Raw genomic sequence first — 23,711 nt, 5'->3', positions numbered from 1 at the left:
GTCGGACCGCTCGGCCTCGTCGGGGTCCGCACACAGCAAAAACCCCGCCAGCGTATGCAAGCGGGGTGATCCGACCGGTTGTTCCGGCGAGTACGGGCACGCGCTCCGGGCACCCCGGACACGGGTGCCCGGTGAACAGAGCGTGGCGTGCTCGATTCGCCGGACCGGAACCTACACGAGCTGTACCCGGCAGGTGGGAGGATCATCTCCGCTTGCGGCCCCGGTGTGGAACACACCGGAACAAGTCGATACCTCATCGTACCAGGAGTCGGAACCTCCTCGGCCCGTCGCTCCGGCAGGCCGACGGACCAGCCTTCCGGCCGCGTCGGTGGACCGCCGGGGCCGTGGGACGGACCGGTCCGCTCAGGCGGGTACGGCACGGCGGGCCAGCTCCGCCTCGCCCGCCCCGCGCATGGCCTCCACCGGCACGTCCTCGGTCCCGGTCATCAACCGGACCTGCTCGACGGCCTGGTGGAGCAGCATCGGGAAACCGCCGACCACGCGGCCGCCGCGCGCGGCGACGGCCGTGGCGGCACGGGTGGGCCAGGGCGAGTAGACGACGTCGAACAGGTCTGCGCGCGAGGCCGCGAACCGGTCGGCGTGGCGGTCGGCCGCGCCCGAGGGCAGGGAGGAGACCACCAGGTCCACGTCGAGGTACTCGTCCAGTTCCGAGAGCGGGGCGATCCTGAGCGGGTGGCCGAGCCGCCGGGCGGCCGCGGCCACCTCCCCGGTGCGGTCGGGGTCACGGGCCAGCAGGGTGACCGGTGAGGTCAGGCCGAGCCGGCGCAGCGCGGCGAGGGCGGAGGCCGCGGTGGCCCCGGCGCCCAGGACCACCGCGTCGCGCGGGGCGTTCACACCGGCCTCGGCCAGGGCCGCGGCGATCCCCGTGACGTCGGTGTTGGTGGCCTCCCATCCCCCGTCCCCGCGGACGAGGGTGTTGGCGCCGCCCACCTGCCGGGCCAGGTCGGTGACCGTGTCGGCCAGGTCCAGGGCGCGGCGTTTGAGCGGCATGGTCAGGGACAGTCCGGCCCACTCGCCGCCGAGCCCGGCGAGGAAGGACGCGAGGTCCTCCTCGCCGCACTCGTGCATGCCGTAGGACCAGTCCGTCAGGCCCATCGCCGTGTAGGCGGCGGTGTGCAGGACCGGTGAGAGCGAGTGGGCCACCGGCGACCCCAGTACGGCGGCGCGCACTAGTCCCCCACCCAGTTCTCCTGGAACTCCTCCTTGAGTTTGAGGAACTCGTCGTGGCTGCCGGTGAACTCGGTGACACCGTTCTCCGGGTCGGTGGCGACGAAGTACAGCCAGTCGCCCTCGGCCGGTGTCAGGGCCGCCTCCATGGCGTCCTGCCCCGGTACGACGTAGGGACCGGGGATGAGGCCCTTGCTGTAGTAGGTGTCGAACCCGCTGGTGTCCAGTTCGCACTGCCTGAGCTGCTCGTTGTTGAGCGCGATGCCGTGCTCGCCGATGGCGTAGAAGCAGGTGCTGTCCATCTGCAGGGCCATGTCGATGTCCAGGCGGTTGTGGACCACCCGGGAGATCTTCGGCATGTCCTCGGTGTTGCCGCTCTCGGCCTGGATGATGGAGGCGATCGCCATGATCTCGTTGGCGTCGTAGCCGAGCGCCTCCGCCCGGCCCTCCAGATCGATCTCCTCGGCGACCTGGCGGTGCCGGGTCACCATGGTCTTGAGCACCGACAGCGCGTCCATGTTCGAGTCGAACTGGTAGGTGTCCGGGAACAGGTAGCCCGCGGGGCCCTCGGCGGCGTAGTCGGGCAGGCCGAGCTCGTCGGTCCGGGCGTAGGCCTCGTTGAACTCCTCCTCGGTCAGCCCGGTGTTCTCGGCGAGTTCCCCGATGATCTCCTCCGAGCGCAGTCCCTCCCGGATGGTGACGCGTCCGCCGACCCGGCTGGCCGGATCGAGGAGGGCGGACACGGCGGCCTCACCGCTCATGCTTTGGGCCAGGGAGTAGGTACCGGGAACGAGCCCGTCGCCGCGCTCCTCCTCGGGGACGGCCTTCAGGGCGTTGAGGAACGCGCCCTCACTGGCCACCACCCCCTTGCCGACGAGGTTGGAGGCGATGGTGGCGCCGGCCTGTCCCTCCTCGATGACGAAGACGACCTCGCCGCTGCCCCGTCCCTCGTAGTCGTCCGGGAAGAGGTAGACGCGCATGATGCCGTAGCCGCCGCCCGCGATCACGAGGACGAGGACCAGCGCGAGCAGGATCATCATGCCCTTGCCGCCCCCGCGGCGGCGCTTCCTGCCGCCCCTGTCCGCCTGGGCACGTGCCCGTTTGAGCTCCTTGGCCTTCCTCCGGCTGCTGCGGCCGCCGCCATAGGCCGCGGCGATGTCGGCGAGGGCGGGTTCCTCGTAGTCGTACTCGTCCTCCTCCGGCGCCTCCTCAGGCACCTCGGGTTCCTCGCGCCGACCCCGCCTGCGACGGCTGCTGCGGCGGCTCCGCGCCCCGTCCTCCGCCCCGCGCCCACGACGCGCGCGACGGCTGCGGGGCCCGGGCTCCTCCTCCGGGACCTCCGCGGCGAACGCACCGGCGTCGGGATCCTCCTCGTAGGGGGCCTCGGACTCCTGCGGGGCCTCCTCCGCGGGGGCGCCGCGCCTGCGGCGGCCGCCACCGCGGCGGCTCCGCGCCCCGTCCTCGGCCCCGCGCCCACGACGCGCGCGACGGCTGCGGGGCCCGGGCTCCTCCTCCGGGACCTCCGCGGCGAACGCACCGGCGTCGGGGTCCTGGTCGGGAGAGGACGCACCCGCGTCACGGAACGCGCCGGCGTCGGAGAAGGCACTGGTGTCGGCGGGCACGTCCTCGGCGCTGTCGGCACGCGCACGGCGGGCACGGCGGCCCGGGGGCTCGCTGACCGCGGCGAACGCACCGGTGTCGGCGGAGCTGTTCAGGCCGGGGAAGGACCCCGAGTCGAAGAACCCGCTGTCCTCGGGGGCGTCGTCCAGGAAACCGCCGGTGGTCTCCTCCTCGCGCCGGGAGCGTTTGCGGCGACCGCGACGGTCCTGGGGCCGCTCGTCGGCGGGCGGGGCCGCGGGTTCGGCGGGGACGTCCTCCACCGGGGCACCGCGCCTGCGGCGGCTGCCACCACGGCGGCCCGCGGGTGCGTCCTCGTTCCCGCGGCTCCTGCGGCGGGGCTCGGGCTCGGGTCCGGGCTCGGGCTCGGAGCGTTTGCGGCGGCCGCGCCGGGGCGGCTCCTCGGTTCCCGAGGGTGGTCGCGGAGCGCTCTCGGCGGGCCGGGACGGCGCGGCGTTCTCACCCAGGTTGGCCAGAGCGGCGAGGGCTTCCTGGGTCGGATCGCCGGCGGCGCGCCGAGGCGGCGTCGGCTCGTGCGGCCGGGGCTCCTCCGGGCCTTGGGGCTGGGGGCGCCCGGAGCGGGAGGTCCCGGAACGGGCCGCACGGCTTCCGCGCAGGGCGTCGGCCGCCCCGACGCGCCGGGGCGGGGCCCCGGGGCCCTCGATGGGCGGTTCGGCGCGGCGTCGGCGTCCGGACGGCGGAGGGCCGGACCCGAGGGGGTCGTGCCCCTCCCCGCCGCCGGGCGCGTAGCGGGACGAGCGGAACTCACCGGCGTCCGGAGCATCGTTCCGGAACCCGCCCGTGCCGGGGGCGTCGCTCCAGTCCGCGGGTTCGGGGCGCGCCCTACGGCCGCGCGGGGGCGGCTGTGGGGGCGAGGGGTCACTGAGCGGGTCGTAGTCGTACCCGCGCTCGCGACCGGAGCGCCCACGATAGGGATTGCCGGGGTAGTCATCCCTGTCGTTCATTCTTCTCCCTGCCTGGAGTGGACGATCTCGCCCGGGGGATGGCCTGTTGACCGTTCCTGGTCCAAGGCGCTCTGGAGGAGCACGGTGGCCGCGGCCTGGTCGATGACCGACCTGCGGGCCCTGCCGCCCCTGGCCCCCTTCTTGGCGAAGGAGGCTCCGGAGAGCAGCTGACCCTGCGCGGTCACCGTGGTGAGGCGTTCGTCGACCAGGCGGACGGGAACGGGACGCAGGAGCGCGGCGAGCGCGTTCGCGAACTCCCTGGCGGAGCGGGCCGCCGGGCCTTCCTGGCCTGACAGTGAGGCAGGGTAGCCCACAACGACCTCCCGCGCCTCCCGTTCCAGGACCAGCAGAGCGATCCGTTGCAGGTCACCCCTGCCACGCGGAACGGTCTCGACCGGGCTGGCGAGCATGCCACCGGGGTCGCTGGCGGCGACTCCGATGCGGGCGTTACCCGGATCGACGGCCAAGCGCACACCGTGCCTCAAGAGGACCGCTCCCCTGGACCGGGGATGGTACGCGGGCGGGCGGTACCGTTGCCGGCACAGCACCGCGGCTGGGAAATCCTCAACACGGTGGTCCTGTTCGTCAGCTGGATCGCGGGAGAGTCCGCACAGACAGCCGTGTGATCGGCTGTGACGCGCCACAGTATGCCCGATTCGATGACGGTGCGCAGCTTCGCCGACGACGGTCGCGGTACGGGGCCGCAGTCTGCGTCGGCCGCCGCCTACGGACCCGTCCCGCCGGGGCCCGGGTCGAACGCGTTCCGTTTGAGTGTAAGTCACTTCGGCGCCGCTCCGGCGCGGGCGGACGTCCCGGCGGCCGTGGCGTACCGAGGGCCCGGCGTCACCGTTCCTGGTGACGGCGGGTCCGGGGCCCACGGGGAGCACCGTGCCCGGGCATGTCGGAATTCTCCACATCGTCACAGAGTGCGACACTACAGATTCCCCGTGCGCCCGTGCGTCATTTCGCCGCCGTGTTCCGGTTGTGACCGGCCCCGGAGGGCGACGGGAGCGAGGAGGGTGGCACAGGGGCGGTACACACGCCGGGCGTGTGCGAAAGGCCGCTGGAGCGGTCCTTCGCACACGCCCGGAGGAGTGCCTGGGACGTGTGTGCCCTAGCCCCTGGCCACGCGCTCCTCGACGGCGCGCAGGGCCTCGTCGACCTTGTCGGCGTCGCTGCCGCCGCCCTGGGCGATGTCGGGCTTGCCGCCGCCGCCGCCGCCGAGCGCACGGGCCGCGACACCCACCAGTTCGCCCGCCTTGATCCCCGCCTTCTGCGCGGCCTTGTTCGCCGCGATCACCACGACCGGGCGGTCCTTGGGCACGGCGGTCATCGCCACGACCACGGGCTCGTCCTCACCGAGGCGGCCACGCACGTCCAGCACCAGCTTGCGCAGGTCGTCGCCGCTGGCGCCCTCCGGGGCCGGGGCGGCCACGACCAGCGCGGAACCGTGGCGGCGGGCGCCCTCGGCGATGGAACCGGCCGCCTGGAGCACCTGCGCGGCGCGCAGCTTCTCGATCTCCTTCTCCGCGGCGCGCAGTCGGGAGACCATGGTGTCGATCCGCTCGGGCAGGTCCTCGCGCGGGGTCTTGAGCTGCTCGGAGAGCTGGCCGACCAGCGCCGACTCCCTGGAGAGCCGCTTGAACGCGTCCACGCCCACGGCCGCCTCCACGCGTCGCACACCCGAGCCGATGGAGGACTCGCCGAGGAGCTTGACGATGCCCAGCCTGGCGGTGGAGGGCACGTGGGTGCCGCCGCACAGCTCGACGGAGTAGTCGCTCATCTCCACCACGCGCACGCGGTCACCGTACTTCTCGCCGAACATGGCCAGAGCGCCCATCTTCAGCGCCTCGTCCAGGCTCTTCTCCTCGGTCTGGACCGGGATGTCACCCGCCAGGACGGTGTTGACCTCCTCCTCGACCTCGGCCAGGCGTTCGCCGCCCAGCGCGTTGTCGGCGGTGAAGTCGAACCGCAGCTGGCCGGGGCGGTTCTCCGAACCGGCCTGGCCCGCGGAGGGGCCCAGGGAGTTGCGCAGCGCCGAGTGGATGAGGTGGGTGGCCGAGTGCGAGCGCTCGATGGCGTTCCGGCGCCCGGTGTCGATGGTGGCGTGCACGGTGTCGTCCAGGACCACCTCGCCCGAGCGGACGGTACCCCGGTGCACGAACAGCCCGGGCAGCGGCTTCTGCACATCCTCCACGTCCATGACCCCGCGGCCGTCCACGGACAGCGTGCCGGTGTCGGCGAGCTGTCCTCCGCTCTCCGCGTAGAAGGGAGTGCGGTCCAGGACGATCTCGACCCTCTCCCCCGCGCGGGCCGCGGGCGCCGAGACGCCGTCGACGACGATGCCCTTGACGTGCGACTCGCTCTCGGCGTCGGTGTAGCCGAGGAAGTCGGTCGTCCCGGCTCCCTCCAACAGCCGCGCGTACAGGGAGATGTCGGCGTTGCCCAGCTTCTTGGCCTTGGCGTCGGCCTTGGCGGTCTCCTTCTGGCGCTGCATGAGCTCGCGGAAGGCGCCCTCGTCCACGGACAGGCCCTGTTCGGCCGCCATCTCCAGGGTCAGGTCGATGGGGAAGCCGTAGGTGTCGTGCAGCTGGAAGGCGTCCGAGCCGGAGAAGACGGTGCCGCCCGCGGAACGGGTGCGCTCGGCCGCGCGGCCGAACAGCGTGGTGCCCGCGCGCAGGGTCTCGGCGAAGTTCCTCTCCTCGGCGTCGATCACACCGTGGATGACGTCGGCCCTGTCGAGCAGGTCGGGGTAGATGTCCTTCATCGCGTCGATGCTGACCTCGGTCAGCTCGTGCAGGAAGGCGGTGTCGGTGCCCGACAGCAGGCGCAGGTTGCGGATGGAGCGGCGCAGGATGCGGCGCAGGACGTACCCGGCCTTCTCGTTGCCGGGCTTGACGCCGTCGCCGACGAGCATGACGGCGCTGCGCACGTGGTCGGCGACCACGCGGAGCATGACGTCCTGCTCCTCGCCGTCGCCGTAACGGGTGCCGGTCAGCTCGGCGGCACGGTGCAGGACGCGGCCGATGATGTCGGTCTCGTAGATGTTGTCGACGCCCTGCAGGACCGCCGCGAGGCGCTCCAGGCCCAGGCCGGTGTCGATGTTCTTCTTGGGCAGGTCGCCGAGGACCGGGTAGTCCTTGCCGCTGCCCTCACCCCGCTCGTACTGCATGAAGACGAGGTTCCAGATCTCGATGTAGCGGTTCTCGTCCGCCTCGGGGCCCCCCTCGACGCCGTACTCGGGGCCGCGGTCGTAGAAGATCTCCGAGCAGGGGCCGCAGGGGCCGGGGACGCCCATGTCCCAGTAGTTCTCATCCATGCCCATGCGCTGGATGCGCTCGGGCCGGACGCCGACCTTGTCGCGCCAGATCGTCTCGGCCTCGTCGTCGTCGAGGTAGACGGTCACCCACAGCCTGTCGGGGTCGATGCCGAAGCCGCCCTCCTCCACCGAGGAGGTGACCAGCTCCCAGGCCAGCGGGATCGCCTGCTCCTTGAAGTAGGCGCCGAAGGAGAAGTTGCCGAGCATCTGGAAGAACGTCGCGTGCCGGGAGGTCTTGCCGACCTCCTCGATGTCCTTGGTACGGATGCACTTCTGGACGCTGGTCGCGGTGTCGTAGGGAGGCGTGCGCTGGCCCAGGAAGTAGGGCTTGAACGGAACCATGCCCGCGGGCACCAGCAGCAGCGTGGGATCCTCGGCGATGAGGCTTGCCGAGGGCACCACGGTGTGTCCGTTCTTCTCGAAGAAACTGAGGAAGCGGCGCGCGATCTCTGCCGTCTCCATTGATGCCCTCCTGTGCTTGCTCCGCCGCCCGGGGCGACGTGTCCGTCCCTGCGCGGGACCGTTGTCACGCGTGGTCGATAGGGGCCCATCGTAGAGGGAGCCGCCACGTCGGCGCGCGTGGTTTGCGGGTGGCCGCCGGGGGACTCGTCCTTGGGACACCGTCGGCGGCCTGGTTGTTCCCAGGCTATCGCCGCTGACCACTGCCGAGCCCCGGTGAGCACGGCGGAGGAGGGGGCTCCCGCGGCGGCCCCGGATGACCGCGGTGCTGCTGGGGACGGGGGGCGGGGTTCACGTTTCGGCCTTTCCGTAACCCGGTGTGTCAGGGGCACGGCCCCACGGGGAGTCCCGGGAAGGACGCGGAACAGGCAGAGGGGGCGCGGTCCCGGCAACAGCGCGGGGGACCGGCCGGTGCCGGTCCCCCGCGGTTCGACGGGTCGGTGGGCCGTGACGTGTCAGTAGGAGGAGGGGGCCGGACGCGAGTAGTAGGCGCGCGTGCCCTCCAACAGCATGAGCACGATCATGGCGATCGTGAAGGCCAGCGGGATCACCGTGGCGAAGCCGCCGCTGAACAGGTTGAACACCAGGATCAGCGCGGCCAGGCCCTGGAAGGCCACGACCGACCACAGGATGACGGGGCTGCGACGCCCCATGAACGAGGCCAGCGCGATGGACACGACCCCGTAGACGAACGGGATCGCGCCCATGAGTCCGAAGAGCGTCCCGGCCTCCGCGCCGGAGAGCGCCAGGCCCGAGTCCTGCAGCGCGCGCCGCACCTGCTCGCCGAGCTGGCCGCCGCTGGCCGCCAACACGGCGGCGATCCACATCAGTCCGCCGAGCAGCAGGCCACAGGCCCCGCCGACGAACATCAGCACCCGCACGGTGACGGCCGTGCCGGGCATCCCGGCCGCGCTCCCCTGGCCGGGGCCGGCCGGGGAGTCCGGGTAGCCGCCGTGGTGCGCCGGGTCCTGTGGGTACTGCCCAGGAGGGTACTGACCCCCGGGGTACTGCTCAGGGGGGTACTGGCCGCCCTGGTACTGCTGGCCGCCCTGGTACTGACCGCCCTGGTTCGGGTCACCCTGGTACTGGCCGCCCTGGTTCGGATCGCCCTGGTTCGGGTCGTTCGAGGGCTGCTGCGGGTACATGGAGGGGCCTCCATAACACCTGGACAACGTTAACGTTCCTACGAACGCCCCCTACCCAAGTGCCGCGAAAAGCACCACGACGGCGCGAAGGCACCCTGAGGGGGACGCCGCAGCCCCCTCAGGACGGTTCCGGGGGCTCCTGCCCGGCCTCGGGCAGGGCCCGGCGCCCCCTCTTCGGGGCGTACCGGCTCAGGAGTTCCTCCTCCTGCTCGCGCACGGCCTGCGCCAGGTCCTCGTTGAGCTCACGCAGAGCACCCCGGTACTCGGTGACCTGGCCCTCCACGCGTTCGGCGACGCCTTCCGGGGTCAGGGCACGCCTGAGGCGGTTGACCCGGTGGACCGTGTAACCGCCGATGGCGACCCCCGCGGCGAGGTAGAACAGTCTGCCGATCACCGGTTCGCCTTCCGCCTGCGGGTACGCACCACCGCCAGGTCCCTGCGCTGTCCGAGCACGCGGCGCACACCGTAGGACAGCGACGCCACCTTCACCAGCGGACCGACGAGCACCGACCGGGTCAGCGCGGTCACCGTGGAGACGTCCTCGGAGCTGGCCTGGACGTTGGCGGTGATCTCCTCGACACGTTCGAGCGAGGTGTTGGTGCGCTCCACCGTGGACGCGACGTCGTCCAGGAGCGGCGGGGTGCGATCCCCCAGTTCCGACACGACCTTGGTCGCCTCGTTGATGAGCTTGATCAGTTTGACGAGCGCCACGCACATGAACGTGGCCAGCACCGCCCAGACCACCGCGGCGACGAGCGCGGCGACCTCTCCTCCGGTCAGCATGCGGGCTCCGTGGGCAGATAGAGGGTTACTTCGAGGGTGGGTACAGCCCCCTCGCGCACGCGCCGGGCCTGGGGGGACGACCGGGCTCCCCGTGGTACGCGGGTCGGGCCGGTTTCGGCTGACCCTATCGTGTCCCGGTGCCGCTGGGGCGGACACGCCACGGTGGAGGAGGAAGTGGCACCGGTCACGTACCGGCCGACCGCCCGTGTGATGGCCGGTGGAGGACGCGGGGATCGACGAACGGCCTTCCCTGCAGGAGAATCACTACCAATCGGGATCTTCACTACGATGTCCGGACACTCAGCCGCCCACCGGCCCCTGAAGCACCGACAGGACACCCATGAGCCCTCGTTCTCTCCGAGAGATCTCCGTACTGGTACCGCCGGACCTGGCCCCCCTCTATCCGGACGACCCCTCACGGATCGGTCCCTACCTCGTCCTCGGACGCCTGGGGCAGGGAGCCACCGGCACGGTCTACGCCGCCGTGGACGCCGCGTCCTCCAGCCCGGGCGACCGCCTGGTCGCCGTCAAGGTGCTCGCCTCCCCCGAGCTGGAGTCCCCCGACGTCTACCCCGCCCTGGAACAGCGCCTGCGCGCCCTCTCCAACGTCGACCCCCGGCGTGTGGTCGTCCCCCTGGACTTCGACAGCAACGCCAACCCGCCCTGGCTGTCCATGCCCTACCTGGCGGGCGAGCGGTTGTCGCACTACGTCACCAAGCGCGGCGGGCTGGGCACCGGCAAGCTCATCGCCCTGGCCACCGGCCTGGCCGAGGGCCTGTCCGCACTGCACACGCGCGGGGTGGCGCACGGCTCGCTGCGCCCCAGCGAGGTCCTGCTGGAGTCACACGGCCCGCACATCATGGAGTGCGCGGTCCCGGCCTCGGCGGAGCGGATGCGCGGGTCCGGTGCCACCTGGCTGAGCCCCGAGCGCTTCCTGGGCGGTACGCCCGCACCCGCCTCCGACGTGTTCGCCTGGGGCGCCGTCGTCGCCTTCGCCGGGACGGGGCGCCTGCCCTTCGGCCCCGGCGAACCCGAGGAGATCGCGGAACGCGCCGCGCACGGGTCCTTCGACCTGGACGGGCTGGCCAGGGGGCTGCGACCCGTGGTCGGGCGCGCCCTGGACCCCGACCCCGACCGCCGCCCCAGCCTGCGCGAGGTGATCGGCGCGGTGATCGCGATGTGGCAGGCGGAGAACACGGAGGGCCTGGGGAACGGCGCGGAGTCCCCCCTCGGGGACGCCGCCGGGGCCGGTTCCCCCGGCCGCGACGACCTGGCGCTCATCCTGGAACGCGAGTGGCACGCCGTGGAGCCGCCCTCGCGGGTGCCCCAGGTCATCCGGTTGGAGGGGCGCATGTCCAACCGCCGCCCCACCCGCGCCCTGTTCATGGCCGGGAGCGCGGCGCTCGCCCTCGGGTTCGTCGGCGCCGGCGTGTGGGGGCTCTCCCAGGTGATCGGCTCCGACGAGGACGACACTCTGGTCTCCGACGCCTCGGGAGGATCCGTCGAGGGGGAGCCCGTCGACGAGAGTCCCCCCGCCGAGGACGACCCGCTGACCCTGGTGGTGCGGTTCGACCCCGCCGAGCAGGAGGCCCCCGTGTCGGGCCCGTGGGTGTACACCCCGGTCGACCGCGACGACGAGCCGGTCCGCAACCAGGGGGTGCCCAGCCACAGCGCCTGGGCCGAGCAGTGGGACGAGGCCGGTGAGCCCGGTGAGGCGGTCATCTCCCCCGAAACCGAGGTGCTCTGCGCGAAGTTCTGCGCCGCGCCCAACCACGTCTTCCTCGACGAGGAGGGCCGCGGCACCTGGGAGCTGACCGGCGGCGACTTCATCGACTACCTGTCGTGGGGCCCGGTGATGATCGTGGAGGTGACCTTCGCCGAGGGCTCCGAAGAGGACGGGGAGCCCCGGGAGATCGTCCAGATCACCGAACTGTTCACCGACTAGGGCGCCGGGGCACGGAGCTCAGCCGCGCTGGCCGCCGCCCCGGAGAACGCCCTTGATGCGCTGGAGGACCTCGCTGAAGCGCCGCTCGGCGCCGTGCTGGGTGGGACGGTAGTACTCGCGGTCGGCGAGATCGTCGGGCGCGTGCTGCTGGGGTGCGACTCCGCCGGGGAAGTCGTGGGCGTAGCGGTAGCCCTTCCCGTGGCCGAGTGCGGCGGCGCCCTTGTAGTGGCCGTCGCGCAGGTGGGCGGGGACGGGGCCGGTCCGGCCCGCGCGCACGTCGGCCGTCGCGGCGTCGATGGCGCTGATCACGGCGTTGGACTTGGGGGCCAGGCTGATGTGGATGACGGCCTGGGCGAGGTTGATGCGGGCCTCGGGCATGCCGATGAGCTCGACGGCCTGGGCGGCGGCCACGGCGGTCTGCAGCGCGGTGGGATCGGCCATGCCCACGTCCTCGCTGGCGTGCACGACGAGCCGGCGGGCGATGAAGCGGGGGTCCTCCCCCGCCTCGATCATGCGGGCGAGGTAGTGCAGGGCGGCGTCGGGGTCGGATCCGCGCATGCTCTTGATGAAGGCGCTGACGACGTCGTAGTGCTGGTCCCCGGAGCGGTCGTAGCGGACGGCGTGCCGGTCGACGGCGCGTTCGACGTGCTCGGCGGTGATGGTGACCGGCTCGCCGGAGGGAGGTCCGGCGACGAGGGCGGCGGCCTCCAGGTAGGTCAGGGAGCGGCGGCCGTCGCCGCCCGCCAGGCGTACGAGGTGGTCGGCGCCCTCCTCGGAGAGCGTGTAGCGGCCGTCCAGCCCGCGCTCGTCGGCCAGGGCCCGGTCCACGAGGGCGCGGACGTCGTCCTCGTCCAGGGACTCCAGGGACAGCAGCAGTGAGCGGGACAGCAGCGGGCTGACCACGGAGAAGAAGGGGTTCTCGGTGGTGGCGCCGATGAAGCTGACCCAGCGGTTCTCCACCGCGGGCAGCAGCGCGTCCTGCTGGGTCCTGTTGAAGCGGTGCACCTCGTCGACGAAGAGCAGGGTACGGGTGCCGTGCATGCCCATGCGCCGCCGGGCGTCGTCGACGACGGCGCGCACGTCCTTGACCCCGGCGTTGACGGCCGACAGCTCCACGAAACGGCGCTGGGTGACGCGGCTGACCACCGTGGCCAGGGTGGTCTTACCGGTACCGGGCGGCCCCCACAGGAAGACGGACATGGGCGCGTCGTCCTCGACCAGGCGCCGCAGCGGACTGCCCCGGCCCAGGAGGTGGCGCTGGCCCATGACCTCGTCCAGGGTTCGGGGGCGCATGCGCACCGCGAGCGGTTCCTGCCCTCGGGCGGCCTCGGCTCCGGCGTCGTCGAACAGCGTTTCGGGCACGTCCCCAGGGTAACCGGAGCAGTCAGGTCCCCGACGCCACCGCGGCCCGGTGACGCGCGAGCTCGGCGGAGGAGACCATACGGGTGACCAGGAGTGCGATGTCGTCACCGCGCCCGGCCGGGGCCATCTCGACCAGGACGTGCGCGGCGTCCTCGGGCGACTCGTAGTGCTCGGCCAGGGCCTCGCCGACCCGGGCGAGCCCTTCGCCCATGGGCATCTCGGAGCTCTCCACGAGCCCGTCGGAGCACAGCAGCAGAGAGGTTCCGGGCGAGAGCATGCGGGTGGTGACGGGGTACTCGGCGGTGGAGAGCACGCCCAGCGGCGGACCGGTCTCGGGTTCCCAGATCTCGTAGCCGCCCTTGGAGGCCAGCACGGCCGGCGGCTGACCGGCCCAGGCCGCCTGCATGACACCGCTCTCACGGTCCACGACGAGGTAGCCGCAGGTGGCGAAGACGATCTCACCGGTCTCGGTGAGCAGGCGGTTGGTCTCGCCCAGGACGACCCCGGGATCGGACTGGTTGGAGGCGTAGGCACGGAAGGCCACACGGATCTGGCCCATGGCGGCGGCGGCCTCCACGCCGTGCCCCTGCACGTCGCCGACCAGGAGGCCGACCTTGTTCTCCGGCAACTCGATGACGTCGTAGAAGTCGCCGCAGATACGCCAGTCCGCACGGGAGGGCAGGTACTTGGTGGCGATGTCCATGTCGGGAAAGCTGGCCACCTGGCGGGGCAGCATGCGGCGCTGCACGGCGTCGGCCAGCTCCAGCTCGGCCTGCTGGGCCTTGATGCGCTGCAGGGCCTGTCCGGCGAGCCCGGCGAAGGTGAGCATCAGGGCGCGCTCGTCGCGGCTGGCGTGGTGGGGGCGGTCCCACACCATCTGCCAGACGCCGAGGGCGACCTTGCCGTCGCCGAAGATCGGCACGGTGGCCCAGGCCTGGCCGCGCACCTGGCGCATGAGCTCGACGGCGGCGGGGAAGCGGCTGATGATCTCGGCGCGGCTCTCGAAGAAGCGCGGCTGGCGGTCCTGGATGACGGCGCCCATGGGGAAGTCGGTGTCGTCGGCGCGGCGGCCGTCGATGCTGTTGATGTTGTTGACGCTGCCGCTCCGGCCGTGGGCGTTGGGTGAGCTGCGCAGCACCCCGTTCTCCACGTAGAGGGCGATGGCCTGCACGCCGCCGAAGATCGGCAGGAACTCCTCGCTGAGCAGGTCCATGACCTTGTCGACGGTGGTGGCCGAGACGAGCTTGGAGGACAGCTCGGTGACCAGGCGGCCGTGCTCGGCCTCGGTGCGGCGGCGGTCGGCGAGGCGCCGGACGAGCTGGACGTGCTCGGTGACGTCGTCGATGATGCCGACCAGGCGGTCGGGGTCGCCGGGTACGTAGCGGGCGCGTACGTGCAGGGATCGTTCGTCGCCGAGACGGTCGAAGACCCGGAAGCGCTGCTCGTAGTCGCGTCCGGCGAAGGAGGCGGACATGGCGTCGCGCACGCGCGCGATGTCGTCGGGGTGGACCCGCTCCAGGATGCGTTCGAGCTCGCGGTCGTTCCCGGCCAGCAGGGCACCGAGCGGCGTGGGGCCGAAGAGCTCGCGCAGGCGGCCGGTGCCCAGGTCCAGGCTCCACAGGACGGAGTCGGAGTTGTCGGTGCGCAGCTCGCCGGCCACCCGCAGGTCGGTCTCCTCGGTGGAGAGCACGTGCAGCAGCGCGACCACGCGCGCACCGCCGGTGCTCCCGTCCTTCCGGGGCAGGGAACGCAGTTCGGCCTCCACCATGTGGGCGGCCTTGTCGGCCACGCTCAGGCACAGGCGTGCGCGGCGGCCCCAGTGCCCGGAGAGGGCCTGGTCGTGGGCGCGGGCGCCGCGCTGGGCGTCGTCACCGTCGAGGAGGTCGTACCAGGTCCGGCCGAGGAGATCGGCCTCGTCCAGGCCGAAGAGCTCGGTGAAGGCCAGGTTGGCGTGCAGGATCGCGCCGTCGGCCAGGGCGAGCGCCATGGGCTCGGGGGCGTGGGAGAACGCCTCCGCGAGGGCGCCCTCGGAACCATCGCCTGCAGCGCGTTTTCCGTTCACGTATGACTCATCCTCATGTCGTCTCGGACGTCACACCCGCGCCCGGGCGCGGTCACCCCTGAAACGTTCCGACCGGACCATTCTAGTGTTCGGGACCGGGCCGGTTCCGGTTCGGGCCGGGAAGGGCGCCGGTGTCCGTACCGCCCGGCCACCGCGTGGCCCGGCCGGACACGGGTCTGGCGGTTCACCGGTGGGATGGACTGGCGCCGGATTCCACGCCCCCGGCCGTATTCGGCTGAGCACGAGGTGTGAATCGTTACGCTCGTGTGACTCAATGGCGCAGAAGAACTCCGCCACCGCTTCCGACCGCGCACGGGAAATCCTGTGAATGCAACGTGTTCACTCCAGACACGTGCTCGTCGCGGTTCGAGAAGGGTGATTCGCCCTCAACGGTAGGGGATGACGGCTCTCCGCGCATCCGTACCGGGACGACGCGGCCGTGTCAGGCCACGTTCGCACCCCGGCATCGCCTGATAACCGACGGTTTTCTCCGTGTGACCGAATACGGCGAATCCGAAGCGGGACGAATCCGGGCACGCGTCCTCCGGTACGGAACTCCCCGGCCCTCCGAGGGCCCGCGTGTGCCCCGCGCTCCCCGCAGGTGCCTCGCGAGGCCGCACCGCGCACACGCGACGGGGGCGGTGCGCGGATCCGCGCACCGCCCCCGGAGGGCGTCGTCCCTCAACGTCCTACTTCGACCGCTCCTCGGCCTCGGGGTCGAAGTCCACCCCGGCCTCGGCGCGCTGGGCCCCGGTGATCGGCGTGGGCGCGCCGGTCAGCGGGTCGCCGCCCGAGGCGGTCTTGGGGAAGGCGATGACCTCGCGGATGGTCGGCTGTCCCGCCAGCAGCATGATGATGCGGTCCCAGCCCACGGCCAGGCCGCCGTGCGGCGGCGGGCCGAACTTGAACGCCTCCAGCAGGAACCCGAACTTCGACTCGGCCTCGGCCTTGCTGAGGCCGATGACGTCGAAGATCCGCTGCTGCATCTCGGCGCGGTGGATACGGATGGAGCCCGACACCAGCTCGTAGCCGTTGAGCACCAGGTCGAAGGCCCGGGAGTTGGTGGCGCCCGGGTGGTTCTGGAAGTCGGCCTCGTCCTCCACGGCCGGAGCGGTGAAGGGGTGGTGCACCGGCTTCCAGGAGCCCTCCTCGTCGGCTTCCTCGAACAGGGGCATGTCCGTGATCCACAGGATCTCCCAGCGGGAGGTGTCGATCAGGTCGCGGCGCCTGCCGACCTCCAGACGGGCCGCGCCCAACAGCTCCTGGCTCTCGAAACGCCTGCCCGCGGCGAAGAAGACCGCGTCGCCCGGCGCGGCGCCGACCTTGGCGGCCAGTCCGTCGCGCTCGGCCTCGGACAGGTTCTTGGCCACCGGGCCGCCCAGGGCGCCGTCCTCCTGGACGAGCACGTAGGCCAGCCCCTTGGCGCCGCGCGAGCGCGCCCACTCCTGCCAGGCGTCCAGCTCCTTTCGGGTCTGGGAGGCGCCGCCGGGCATGACCACGGCACCCACGTAGGGCGCCTTGAAGACCCGGAAGGTGGTGTCGGCGAAGTAGTCGGTGACCTCGACCAGCTCCTGGCCGAAGCGCAGGTCCGGCTTGTCGGAGCCGAAGCGGTCCATGGCCTCGGCGAAGCGCATCCGCGGGAACCGCTCCGGCAGTTCGACGCCGCGCACCTCGCGCAGCAGACGGGTGAACAGCTTCTCGCCGACGGCGAAGATGTCCTCCTCGTCGACGAAGCTCATCTCCAGGTCGATCTGGGTGAACTCCGGCTGACGGTCGGCGCGCAGGTCCTCGTCGCGGAAGCAGCGGGTGAGCTGGTAGTAGCGCTCCATGCCGCCGACCATGAGCAGCTGCTTGAACAGCTGCGGGGACTGCGGCAGGGCGTACCAGTGGCCCGGCTGGAGGCGGACCGGGACCAGGAAGTCTCGGGCGCCCTCCGGGGTGGACCGCGTCATGTACGGAGTCTCGACGTAGGTGAACCCCAGGTCGCGCATGACCTCGTGGGCGACGTAGGTCGCCTTGGAACGCAGACGCAGGTTCTCGGCCATCTCCTGGCGGCGGATGTCCAGGTAGCGGTAGCGCAGCCGGGTCTCCTCGGCCACGTCCGCGGCGCTGTCCAGCTGGAAGGGCAGCGGCGCGGCCTCGCTGAGCACCTCGATCTCGTCGGCGACGACCTCGACGGCGCCGGTGGGGATCTCGGGGTTCTCGTTGCCCTCGGGACGGATCCGGACGGAGCCGGTGACCTTGATGCAGTACTCGGCGCGGAGGTCGTGGGCGAGGTCGTCCTCGCGTACGACGACCTGGGCCACGCCGGAGGCCTCGCGCAGGTCGAGGAAGACCACGCCGCCGTGGTCCCGGCGGCGTGCCACCCACCCGGCGAGGACAACGGTGGCGCCGGCGTGCTCGGCGCGCAACGCACCTGCCTCATGCGTGCGTATCAACGGACTTCTCCTTCAGCGTCTTGTTCATGTCAAGTGTGCCCGACCGGCGCTTTGGTACGGGCCTGTCCTGCGCACACGGCCCACGGGTACCCGGGGGAAGGATCCGGGATCGGGCGGTGTGAAGCCACCGGAACCCGCCCTCAGGCGAGGCCGGTGCGGATATCTCGTCCGTCGCGCGGTCGGGGGGCCGGGTGGTGGACGCCTCGGTGCTGCTGGGTGGGCATACGTCGTTCCTGCGGGACGAGGAGGTGGCCGGGACTCTCGGTCAGCCGGCGGTATCGCGCAGGTAGGGGTTGGTGGTGCGCTCGCGCCCGACGGTGGTGGCCGGGCCGTGGCCGGGCAGGACCTGAGTGTCGTCGGGGCGGCCCAGCACTGCGCTGGCGAGGCTGCGCAGCATGGCGGCGTGGTCGCCGCCGGGGAAGTCGGTGCGGCCGACGGACCCGGCGAAGACGAGGTCCCCGGAGAACATCACGGGGACGCCGTCCTCGGTGGTCACCGTGTAGACGACCGAGCCGGGGGTGTGTCCGGGGGTGTGCTCGACCCCGAAGTCCAGTCCGGCCAGGGTGAGGGTGTCACCACCGGAGACCTCCGCCAGGTCCTCGGGCTCGGTGTACGGGCCCGGGCCCAGCAGGGCGGACAGCTGGGCGGCGAAACCGGGGTCGACCCCGGAGGCGGGCTCGGTGAGCAGACCGCGGTCGGCGGCGTGCAGGTGGACGGGGACTCCGTGACGCCCGCCGATCTCGGCGGCCGACCACACATGGTCGAAGTGGCCGTGGGTGAGCAGTACCGCGACGGGGGTCAGGGAGTGCTCGGCCAGGGCCTTGTCGACCTGCTCGGTGGCCTCCTGGCCCGGGTCGACGATGACGCAGTCGCCGCCCGGGGCCGGTGCGAGCACGTAGCAGTTCGCGGCGAGGGGCCCGGTGGGAAGTGCGGCGATGAGCACGGCGGGTGTCGTCCTGTCCTCGGTCGGGTGCGTGGGCACGGGGCAGCGGGTCCGCGGGCCGAACACGCGGACCCCCGTTAGCAGAGCCTACCGAGACGTGGAAGGGGTGGCGACCCGATCGCCGGAAGGCGGACTGCGTTTGATCACCATTCGGTCACCGCGCGCGGTCTGACTCTTTGCCAAACCGCGTGACAATGCCATATTGGTCACCGCCCTTGGTATACACCGAGGCCCCGACCTGCGCCTCTGCTGGGCGGGAGGGCTCCCGGCCGGACTCCCGAGGGCGCGCGGACACCCATGATCTGCGTAGACGTGAATCACGGCGCGGCGCCTACCGTCGAATCGTATGGATATCGTGCTGAGCACGGTGGTTCCCATCACGAACCGGCGAGGACACGACGCGACGACCCGAACCCGTCCCACGGCCGGGCTCATGACAGCAGGAGGACACGGTGACCACGGACCCTTGGGGCCGCGTAGACGACGACGGCACGGTCTACGTGCGCACGAGCGAAGGCGAGCGGGTCGTCGGATCGTGGCAGGCCGGGGCGCCGGAGGAGGCCCTGACCTTCTTCCACCGCAAGTACGACGCCCTGCTCACCGAGGTGGAGCTGCTGGAGAAGCGGCTCCGCAGCACGGACCTGTCCGCCTCCGCCGCGATGGCGAGCATCGACAAGCTGCGCGAATCCGTCCGGGAGGCGAACGCGGTCGGTGACCTGGACGCGTTGACGAAGCGCCTGGACTCGCTGGCGGACCGCGCCGAGGAGCGCAAGGTCGAGCAGAAGCAGGCCCAGGAGCAGGCACGCGGCGAGGCCCGGGAGATCAAGGAGCGCATCGTCGCCGAGGCCGAGCGGGTCGCGGTGGAGACGACGCACTGGAAGTCCGGCGGTGAGCGGATGCTGCAGCTCATCGAGGAGTGGAAGAAGGCCCCGCGGGCCGACCGCCCCACCGAGCAGGCTCTGTGGAAGCGCATGTCTGCGGCGCGCAACTCCTTCTCCAAGCGGCGCAAGGCCTACTTCGCCAACCTGGACCAGGAGCGCGAGACGGTGCGCGTGGAGAAGGAGCGCATCGTGGTGGAGGCCGAGTCGCTGGCGCACTCCACCGACTGGGGGCCCACGGCCCGCGCGTACCGCGACCTGATGCAGCGGTGGAAGAAGAGCGGCCGGGCGGACAGGGCCAGCGAGGACAAGCTGTGGGCGCGTTTCAAGGCCGCGCAGGACACCTTCTTCGACGCGCGCAACGCCACCTTCGCCGAGCGCGACGCCGAACTGCGGGTCAACGCCGACGCCAAGGAGCGCATCCTGGACGAGGCCAGGGCGGAGATCCCCGGCATCACCGATCCGCGCCGGGCGCGTGCCCGGCTGCGCGGCTTCCAGGAGGCCTGGGAGGAGGCCGGTGAGCTGCCGCGCGACGTGCGCGACCAGTTGGAGGGCGCCTTCCGGCAGATCGAGGACGGCGTGCGCAAGGCCGAGGCGGCCGAGTGGGAGCGCACCAGCCCCGAGGCGCGGGCCCGCGCCGAGGACACGGTCGCCCAGCTGGCGTCGGCCATCAGCGGCCTGGAGGCCAAGCTGGACAAGGCCCGGACCAGCGGTGACAGCCGCCGCGTCAAGGAGTACGAGGACGCGCTGGAGGCCCGCCGCTCGTGGTTGGCCGAGGCGGAGAAGGCGCTCGACGAGCTGAGCTGAGCCGAGCGGCGGACGGGCCGCTGTCCCCCTCCCGGGGGAAGCGGCCCGTCCGCGTACGCGCTCTCCGTGGCGCGTCCGGGGGCGCCGCACGTCGCGAGCGGCGTGCGCGTCCGCCGAACACGCCCTAGGGCTGGCCGTCGAGTTCGACGACCCTCTCCGGGCGCGCGTCCACGCCTGCCTCGGGTACCGGTTCGGCTTCGGGCACTGGTCCGGCCATCGGCTGGCGAACACGCCCAGGCCGGGGCTCCGGCTCGGCCTCCGCCACGGGCGCGGGCGCGGGCGCACGCGCGGGCCCTCTCTCCCGGCCGGCCGCCGTCTCGTGGCGGCCGGGCTCCCGGTCCCCCACGTTCCGGTGGCGCACCAGGCCGCCGACGCACAGTGCCACGGAGGCGGCGAACGCCAGGGCCGTGATCACCCACACCAGCGGCAGCGTTCCGTGGACCCGGTGCAGGGCCGCGTCGCAGGAGACCAGTACCGTCCCCGGTCCGGGGCGCGCGCAGACCGTGGTGACCGGGTGCGCGCCCCCGTCACGGACCCCGGTGATCTCGCCGGTGACCCTCATGCTCGCCCGCTCGCCCGGTTCCAGGGACCGCGACCACGTCACCCGTCCCTCCCCCGCCTCGGCCCCGGCCGTCCCGGAGACGTAGCGCATCGTCGACGGCAGGAACTGTACGACCTGGGCGTCGGAGAGGGGCTCGGTTCCGAAGTTGCGCACCCGGACCGTGTACCGGATCCGGTCCCCCGGGCCCAGCCGCTCCTCGTCGGTGCGGGCCTCCAGGTCCACGTGCAGGCTGTCCGCACCCGGCACGGCACCCTCGGCCGCCCTCGCCGGCTGGCCGGATGCGAGGTGTACTCCGGGCAGGGCGATCAGGGCCGCCAGTCCCAGTGCCGACACCGTCGTTGCTGCGGCCATGGTCTCCTCCACGTACGCGCACAGATATAACATTGCGTACATAGGTGATAACACACAGTTGTTATATTGTTCGGGCGCCCGGCGGCGGAACCCGGACCGCGCCCGGGGGGCGGGCGGCCGATCGGCCGCCCGCCCCCGGGACTCGCGTCGGAGACGGACGCGGAAGGGAGCGCGGGCTCAGGCGCCCACGAAGGACCGCAGCGCGGCGGCGCGCTCGGTGCTCTCCCAGGTGAACTCCGGCAGCTCGCGGCCGAAGTGGCCGTAGGCGGCCGTCTTGGAGTAGATCGGGCGCAGCAGGTCCAGGTCGCGCACGATCGCGGCCGGACGCAGGTCGAAGACCTCCTTGACGGCCTTCTCGATCAGCTCCGGAGCGACCCTCTCGGTGCCGAAGGTCTCGATGAACACACCGACCGGGTGGGCCTTGCCGATGGCGTAGGCGACCTGCACCTCGACCCGTTCGGCGAGCTCGGCGGCCACGATGTTCTTGGCGACCCAGCGGGTGGCGTAGGCGGCCGAGCGGTCCACCTTCGACGGGTCCTTGCCGGAGAAGGCGCCGCCGCCGTGGCGGGCGTAGCCGCCGTAGGTGTCCACGATGATCTTGCGGCCGGTGAGCCCGGCGTCACCCATGGGACCGCCGATCTCGAAGCGGCCGGTCGGGTTGACCAGGAGCCGGTAGTTGTCGGACTCCAGGCCGTAGGCGGCCACGACCGGCTCGATGACGTGCTCGCGGATGTCGGGGGCGAGCATCTCGTCGAGGTTGATGTCCGCGGAGTGCTGGCTGGAGACCACGACGGTGTCCAGGCGGACCGGGGTCTGGCCGTCGTACTCGACGGTGACCTGGGTCTTGCCGTCCGGGCGCAGGTAGGGCACCGTGCCGTTGCGGCGGACCCCGGCCAGGCGCTCGGAGAGGGAGTGCGCCAGCTTGATCGGCAGCGGCATCAGCTCGGGGGTCTCACGGTTGGCGTAGCCGAACATCAGTCCCTGGTCGCCGGCGCCCTGCCGGTTGAGGGCGTCGTCCTCGTTTCCGACGCGCGCCTCGTAGGCGGTGTCTACGCCCTGGGCGATGTCCGGGGACTGGGCGTCGATGGAGACGTTGACCCCGCAGGAGTCACCGTCGAACCCCTTGGCGGAGGAGTCGTAGCCGATCTCGAGGATCTTCTCGCGCACGATGGCGGGGATGTCGACGTAGGTCTGAGTGGTGACCTCACCCGCGATGTGGACCTGACCGGTGGTGATCAGCGTCTCGACCGCGACCCGGCTGCGCGGGTCCTGGGTGAGCATCGCATCGAGGATCGCGTCACTGATCTGGTCGGCCATCTTGTCGGGATGGCCTTCGGTGACCGACTCGGAGGTGAAAAGGCGGCGGGACACGTTGCGTGACTCCTTGCAGCGGCTGCTGGCTGACATGTGTCGGCGGCGGTTCCCGGCTGCCTGCCGGGGCCCGATACCGACCGACGGGGTTGGTTATCGGTCCACTGTAACGGGACTGGTGGAGGCGGGCACCCTGTGGCTGACCCGCTGGTCGCCGTGGGCACCGTTCGCAGTGTGGCGTACTCGGCGGTGGGAATCCAGTCCCGAACGTGTGCGACCCGGACCGCGGGGGACGTGCGGCGCCGGCCCGCCGTGGGCGGACCCGCCGGGGTGTGGGGGACCACTCAGTCCAGGCGCTGGCGGACCAGGTCCCAGATCCGGTCGGCGAGGTCCTCCTTGGGACCGGTGGGCACGTCCACCGCGGTGCCGTCCGCACCGAGGATGACGGCCTGGTTGTCCTCGGTGCCGAAGGCGCGCCCGTCACCGACCTGGTTGACCACGAGCAGATCGCATCCCTTGCGCGCCAGCTTGGCGCGGCCGTTGGCGATCACGTCGTCGGTCTCGGCGGCGAACCCCACGATGGTCTGCTCCAGCCGCTCGGCCCCGCGGGAGGCGACCAGCCCGGCGAGGATGTCGGGGTTCTCCACGAGTTCGATGGGCGGGGGCGCCGCACCGGACTTCTTGATCTTGGAGGCGGCACTGGTGACCGGGCGGAAGTCCGCGACGGCGGCGCTCATCACGACCGCGTCGGCACCGGCGCGTTCGGCCTCCATGGCCTCGGCCAGTTCCACGGCCGAGCCCACGCGCACGATGCGCGCACCGGCGGGGTCGGGCAGGGAGACGTTGGCCGCGACCAGGGTCACGTCCGCGCCACGGGCGGCGGCGGTGCGCGCCAGGGCGTACCCCTGCCTCCCGGAGGAGTGGTTGCCCAGGAAGCGGACCGGGTCGATGGCCTCGCGGGTGCCGCCCGCGGAGACGACCACACGCCGACCGGTCAGGTCGGGGGCGGCCGTGCCGCGGCGCAGCGCCAGGCGGGCGGCCTCGAACAGCTCGGAGGGCTCGGGCAGGCGCCCGCGGCCTGTGTCGGCCCCGGTCAGGCGGCCCACGGCCGGGTCGAGGACGATGGATCCGCGTGCGCGCAGGGTGGCCGCGTTGGCCTGGGTGGCGGGGTGCTCCCACATCTCGGTGTGCATAGCGGGCGCGAACACCACCGGACAGCGCGCGGTGAGCAGGGTGTTGGTGAGGAGGTCGTCGGCCAGGCCCGCGGCCGCTCGGGCCAGGATGTTGGCCGTGGCCGGGGCCACGAACACCAGGTCGGCCTCCTGGCCGATACGCACGTGCGGGACCTCGTGCACCCGGTCCCACACACCGGTGGCGACCGGCTGGCCGGACAGGGCGGCCCAGGTGGGCTCACCGACGAAGCGCAGGGCCTCGGCGGTGGGCACGACCCGGACCCGGTGGCCGGACTCGGTCAGTCGGCGCAGCAGCTCGCACGCCTTGTAGGCGGCGATGCCCCCGCCGACGCCGAGGACCACCTGGGGAACAGTTTGCGTGTCACTCACAGACAGGGTTCTAC

16 protein-coding genes are annotated in these 23,711 nt (G+C 72.1%); 2 read left to right on the top strand and 14 right to left on the bottom strand.

Translation table 11 applies throughout. The annotated features are described in order from the left end of the window. Positions 1 to 363: 363 nt before the first annotated feature. The 7 genes from FYX01_RS20230 to FYX01_RS20200 form a co-directional block, all read right to left on the bottom strand. Entirely contained in the window at positions 364 to 1,191 is an 828-nt protein-coding gene (locus FYX01_RS20230) for a shikimate dehydrogenase (RefSeq protein WP_150243742.1), read from the bottom strand. Further along, the gene (mltG, locus tag FYX01_RS20225) at positions 1,191 to 3,770 is read right to left on the bottom strand and encodes an endolytic transglycosylase MltG (protein ID WP_150243740.1); all 2,580 of its coding nucleotides are present in this window, start codon (positions 3,768 to 3,770) and stop codon (positions 1,191 to 1,193) included. The genes FYX01_RS20230 and mltG overlap by 1 nt, the downstream gene beginning before the upstream one ends. Then, positions 3,767 to 4,255, bottom strand: coding sequence for a Holliday junction resolvase RuvX (gene ruvX, locus FYX01_RS20220; protein ID WP_150243738.1), 489 nt, complete (start codon positions 4,253 to 4,255; stop codon positions 3,767 to 3,769). Before ruvX ends, mltG begins: the two co-directional genes overlap by 4 nt. Before the next feature lie 629 nt (positions 4,256 to 4,884). Beyond that, positions 4,885 to 7,551 (bottom strand): alanine--tRNA ligase, encoded by a 2,667-nt coding sequence (alaS, locus tag FYX01_RS20215; RefSeq protein ID WP_150243736.1) that lies wholly within the window; start codon positions 7,549 to 7,551, stop codon positions 4,885 to 4,887. A 452-nt stretch (positions 7,552 to 8,003) separates the two neighbouring features. Then, positions 8,004 to 8,693 (bottom strand): hypothetical protein, encoded by a 690-nt coding sequence (locus FYX01_RS20210; RefSeq protein ID WP_150243734.1) that lies wholly within the window; start codon positions 8,691 to 8,693, stop codon positions 8,004 to 8,006. A 118-nt stretch (positions 8,694 to 8,811) separates the two neighbouring features. Next, the gene (locus FYX01_RS20205; protein WP_150243732.1) at positions 8,812 to 9,087 is read right to left on the bottom strand and encodes a hypothetical protein; all 276 of its coding nucleotides are present in this window, start codon (positions 9,085 to 9,087) and stop codon (positions 8,812 to 8,814) included. Next, positions 9,084 to 9,476: a DUF948 domain-containing protein gene (locus FYX01_RS20200; protein WP_150243730.1), complete on the bottom strand. Its 393-nt coding sequence runs from the start codon at positions 9,474 to 9,476 to the stop codon at positions 9,084 to 9,086. The genes FYX01_RS20205 and FYX01_RS20200 overlap by 4 nt, the downstream gene beginning before the upstream one ends. A gap of 340 nt (positions 9,477 to 9,816) precedes the next feature. Here FYX01_RS20200 and FYX01_RS20195 point away from each other — a divergent pair, with 340 nt between their 5' ends. Next, positions 9,817 to 11,421, top strand: a complete 1,605-nt coding sequence (locus FYX01_RS20195) for a serine/threonine protein kinase (protein ID WP_150243729.1) — start codon at positions 9,817 to 9,819, stop codon at positions 11,419 to 11,421. 18 nt (positions 11,422 to 11,439) lie between these two features. Here FYX01_RS20195 and FYX01_RS20190 read toward each other — a convergent pair whose 3' ends face one another. The 4 genes from FYX01_RS20190 to FYX01_RS20175 form a co-directional block, all read right to left on the bottom strand. After that, a complete protein-coding gene (locus FYX01_RS20190; RefSeq protein ID WP_150243727.1) occupies positions 11,440 to 12,783 on the bottom strand; it encodes a replication-associated recombination protein A in 1,344 nt (447 codons plus the stop codon). A 22-nt stretch (positions 12,784 to 12,805) separates the two neighbouring features. Beyond that, positions 12,806 to 14,845, bottom strand: a complete 2,040-nt coding sequence (locus FYX01_RS20185) for a SpoIIE family protein phosphatase (protein WP_150243725.1) — start codon at positions 14,843 to 14,845, stop codon at positions 12,806 to 12,808. A 689-nt stretch (positions 14,846 to 15,534) separates the two neighbouring features. Further along, positions 15,535 to 17,283, bottom strand: a complete 1,749-nt coding sequence (gene aspS / locus FYX01_RS20180) for an aspartate--tRNA ligase (RefSeq protein ID WP_150243721.1) — start codon at positions 17,281 to 17,283, stop codon at positions 15,535 to 15,537. 265 nt (positions 17,284 to 17,548) lie between these two features. Further along, on the bottom strand, positions 17,549 to 18,226 hold the full coding sequence (locus FYX01_RS20175) for an MBL fold metallo-hydrolase (RefSeq protein ID WP_150243801.1): 678 nt from the start codon (positions 18,224 to 18,226) through the stop codon (positions 17,549 to 17,551). 452 nt (positions 18,227 to 18,678) lie between these two features. Between FYX01_RS20175 and FYX01_RS20170 the strand changes: the two genes are divergently transcribed. Next, a complete protein-coding gene (locus FYX01_RS20170) occupies positions 18,679 to 19,911 on the top strand; it encodes a DUF349 domain-containing protein (protein ID WP_150243719.1) in 1,233 nt (410 codons plus the stop codon). Positions 19,912 to 20,035: 124 nt separating this feature from the next. On the opposite strand, the gene FYX01_RS20165 is transcribed toward FYX01_RS20170, so the two are convergent. The 3 genes from FYX01_RS20165 to coaBC form a co-directional block, all read right to left on the bottom strand. Beyond that, positions 20,036 to 20,824, bottom strand: a complete 789-nt coding sequence (locus FYX01_RS20165; protein ID WP_150243718.1) for a DUF11 domain-containing protein — start codon at positions 20,822 to 20,824, stop codon at positions 20,036 to 20,038. Between the two features lie 177 nt (positions 20,825 to 21,001). After that, positions 21,002 to 22,195: a methionine adenosyltransferase gene (metK, locus tag FYX01_RS20160; protein ID WP_150243716.1), complete on the bottom strand. Its 1,194-nt coding sequence runs from the start codon at positions 22,193 to 22,195 to the stop codon at positions 21,002 to 21,004. A gap of 284 nt (positions 22,196 to 22,479) precedes the next feature. Continuing rightward, a complete protein-coding gene (gene coaBC / locus FYX01_RS20155) occupies positions 22,480 to 23,670 on the bottom strand; it encodes a bifunctional phosphopantothenoylcysteine decarboxylase/phosphopantothenate--cysteine ligase CoaBC (protein WP_150243800.1) in 1,191 nt (396 codons plus the stop codon). Positions 23,671 to 23,711 lie beyond the last annotated feature (41 nt).

The organism is Nocardiopsis quinghaiensis (genome assembly GCF_008638365.1).
Classification (GTDB): domain Bacteria; phylum Actinomycetota; class Actinomycetes; order Streptosporangiales; family Streptosporangiaceae; genus Nocardiopsis; species Nocardiopsis quinghaiensis.
Note: the sequence above shows the minus strand (reverse complement) of the source record. Positions and strands in the feature narration are given on the sequence as shown.

Bases quoted from the DNA above. Each gene is read 5' to 3' on its own strand.
- FYX01_RS20210 (WP_150243734.1), bottom strand. From the start codon at position 8,693: ATGTACCCGCAGCAGCCCTCGAACGACCCGAACCAGGGCGATCCGAAC.
- FYX01_RS20195 (WP_150243729.1), top strand. From the start codon at position 9,817: ATGAGCCCTCGTTCTCTCCGAGAGATCTCCGTACTGGTACCGCCGGAC.
- mltG (WP_150243740.1), bottom strand. From the start codon at position 3,770: ATGAACGACAGGGATGACTACCCCGGCAATCCCTATCGTGGGCGCTCC.
- alaS (WP_150243736.1), bottom strand. From the start codon at position 7,551: ATGGAGACGGCAGAGATCGCGCGCCGCTTCCTCAGTTTCTTCGAGAAG.
- FYX01_RS20200 (WP_150243730.1), bottom strand. From the start codon at position 9,476: ATGCTGACCGGAGGAGAGGTCGCCGCGCTCGTCGCCGCGGTGGTCTGG.
- FYX01_RS20165 (WP_150243718.1), bottom strand. From the start codon at position 20,824: ATGGCCGCAGCAACGACGGTGTCGGCACTGGGACTGGCGGCCCTGATC.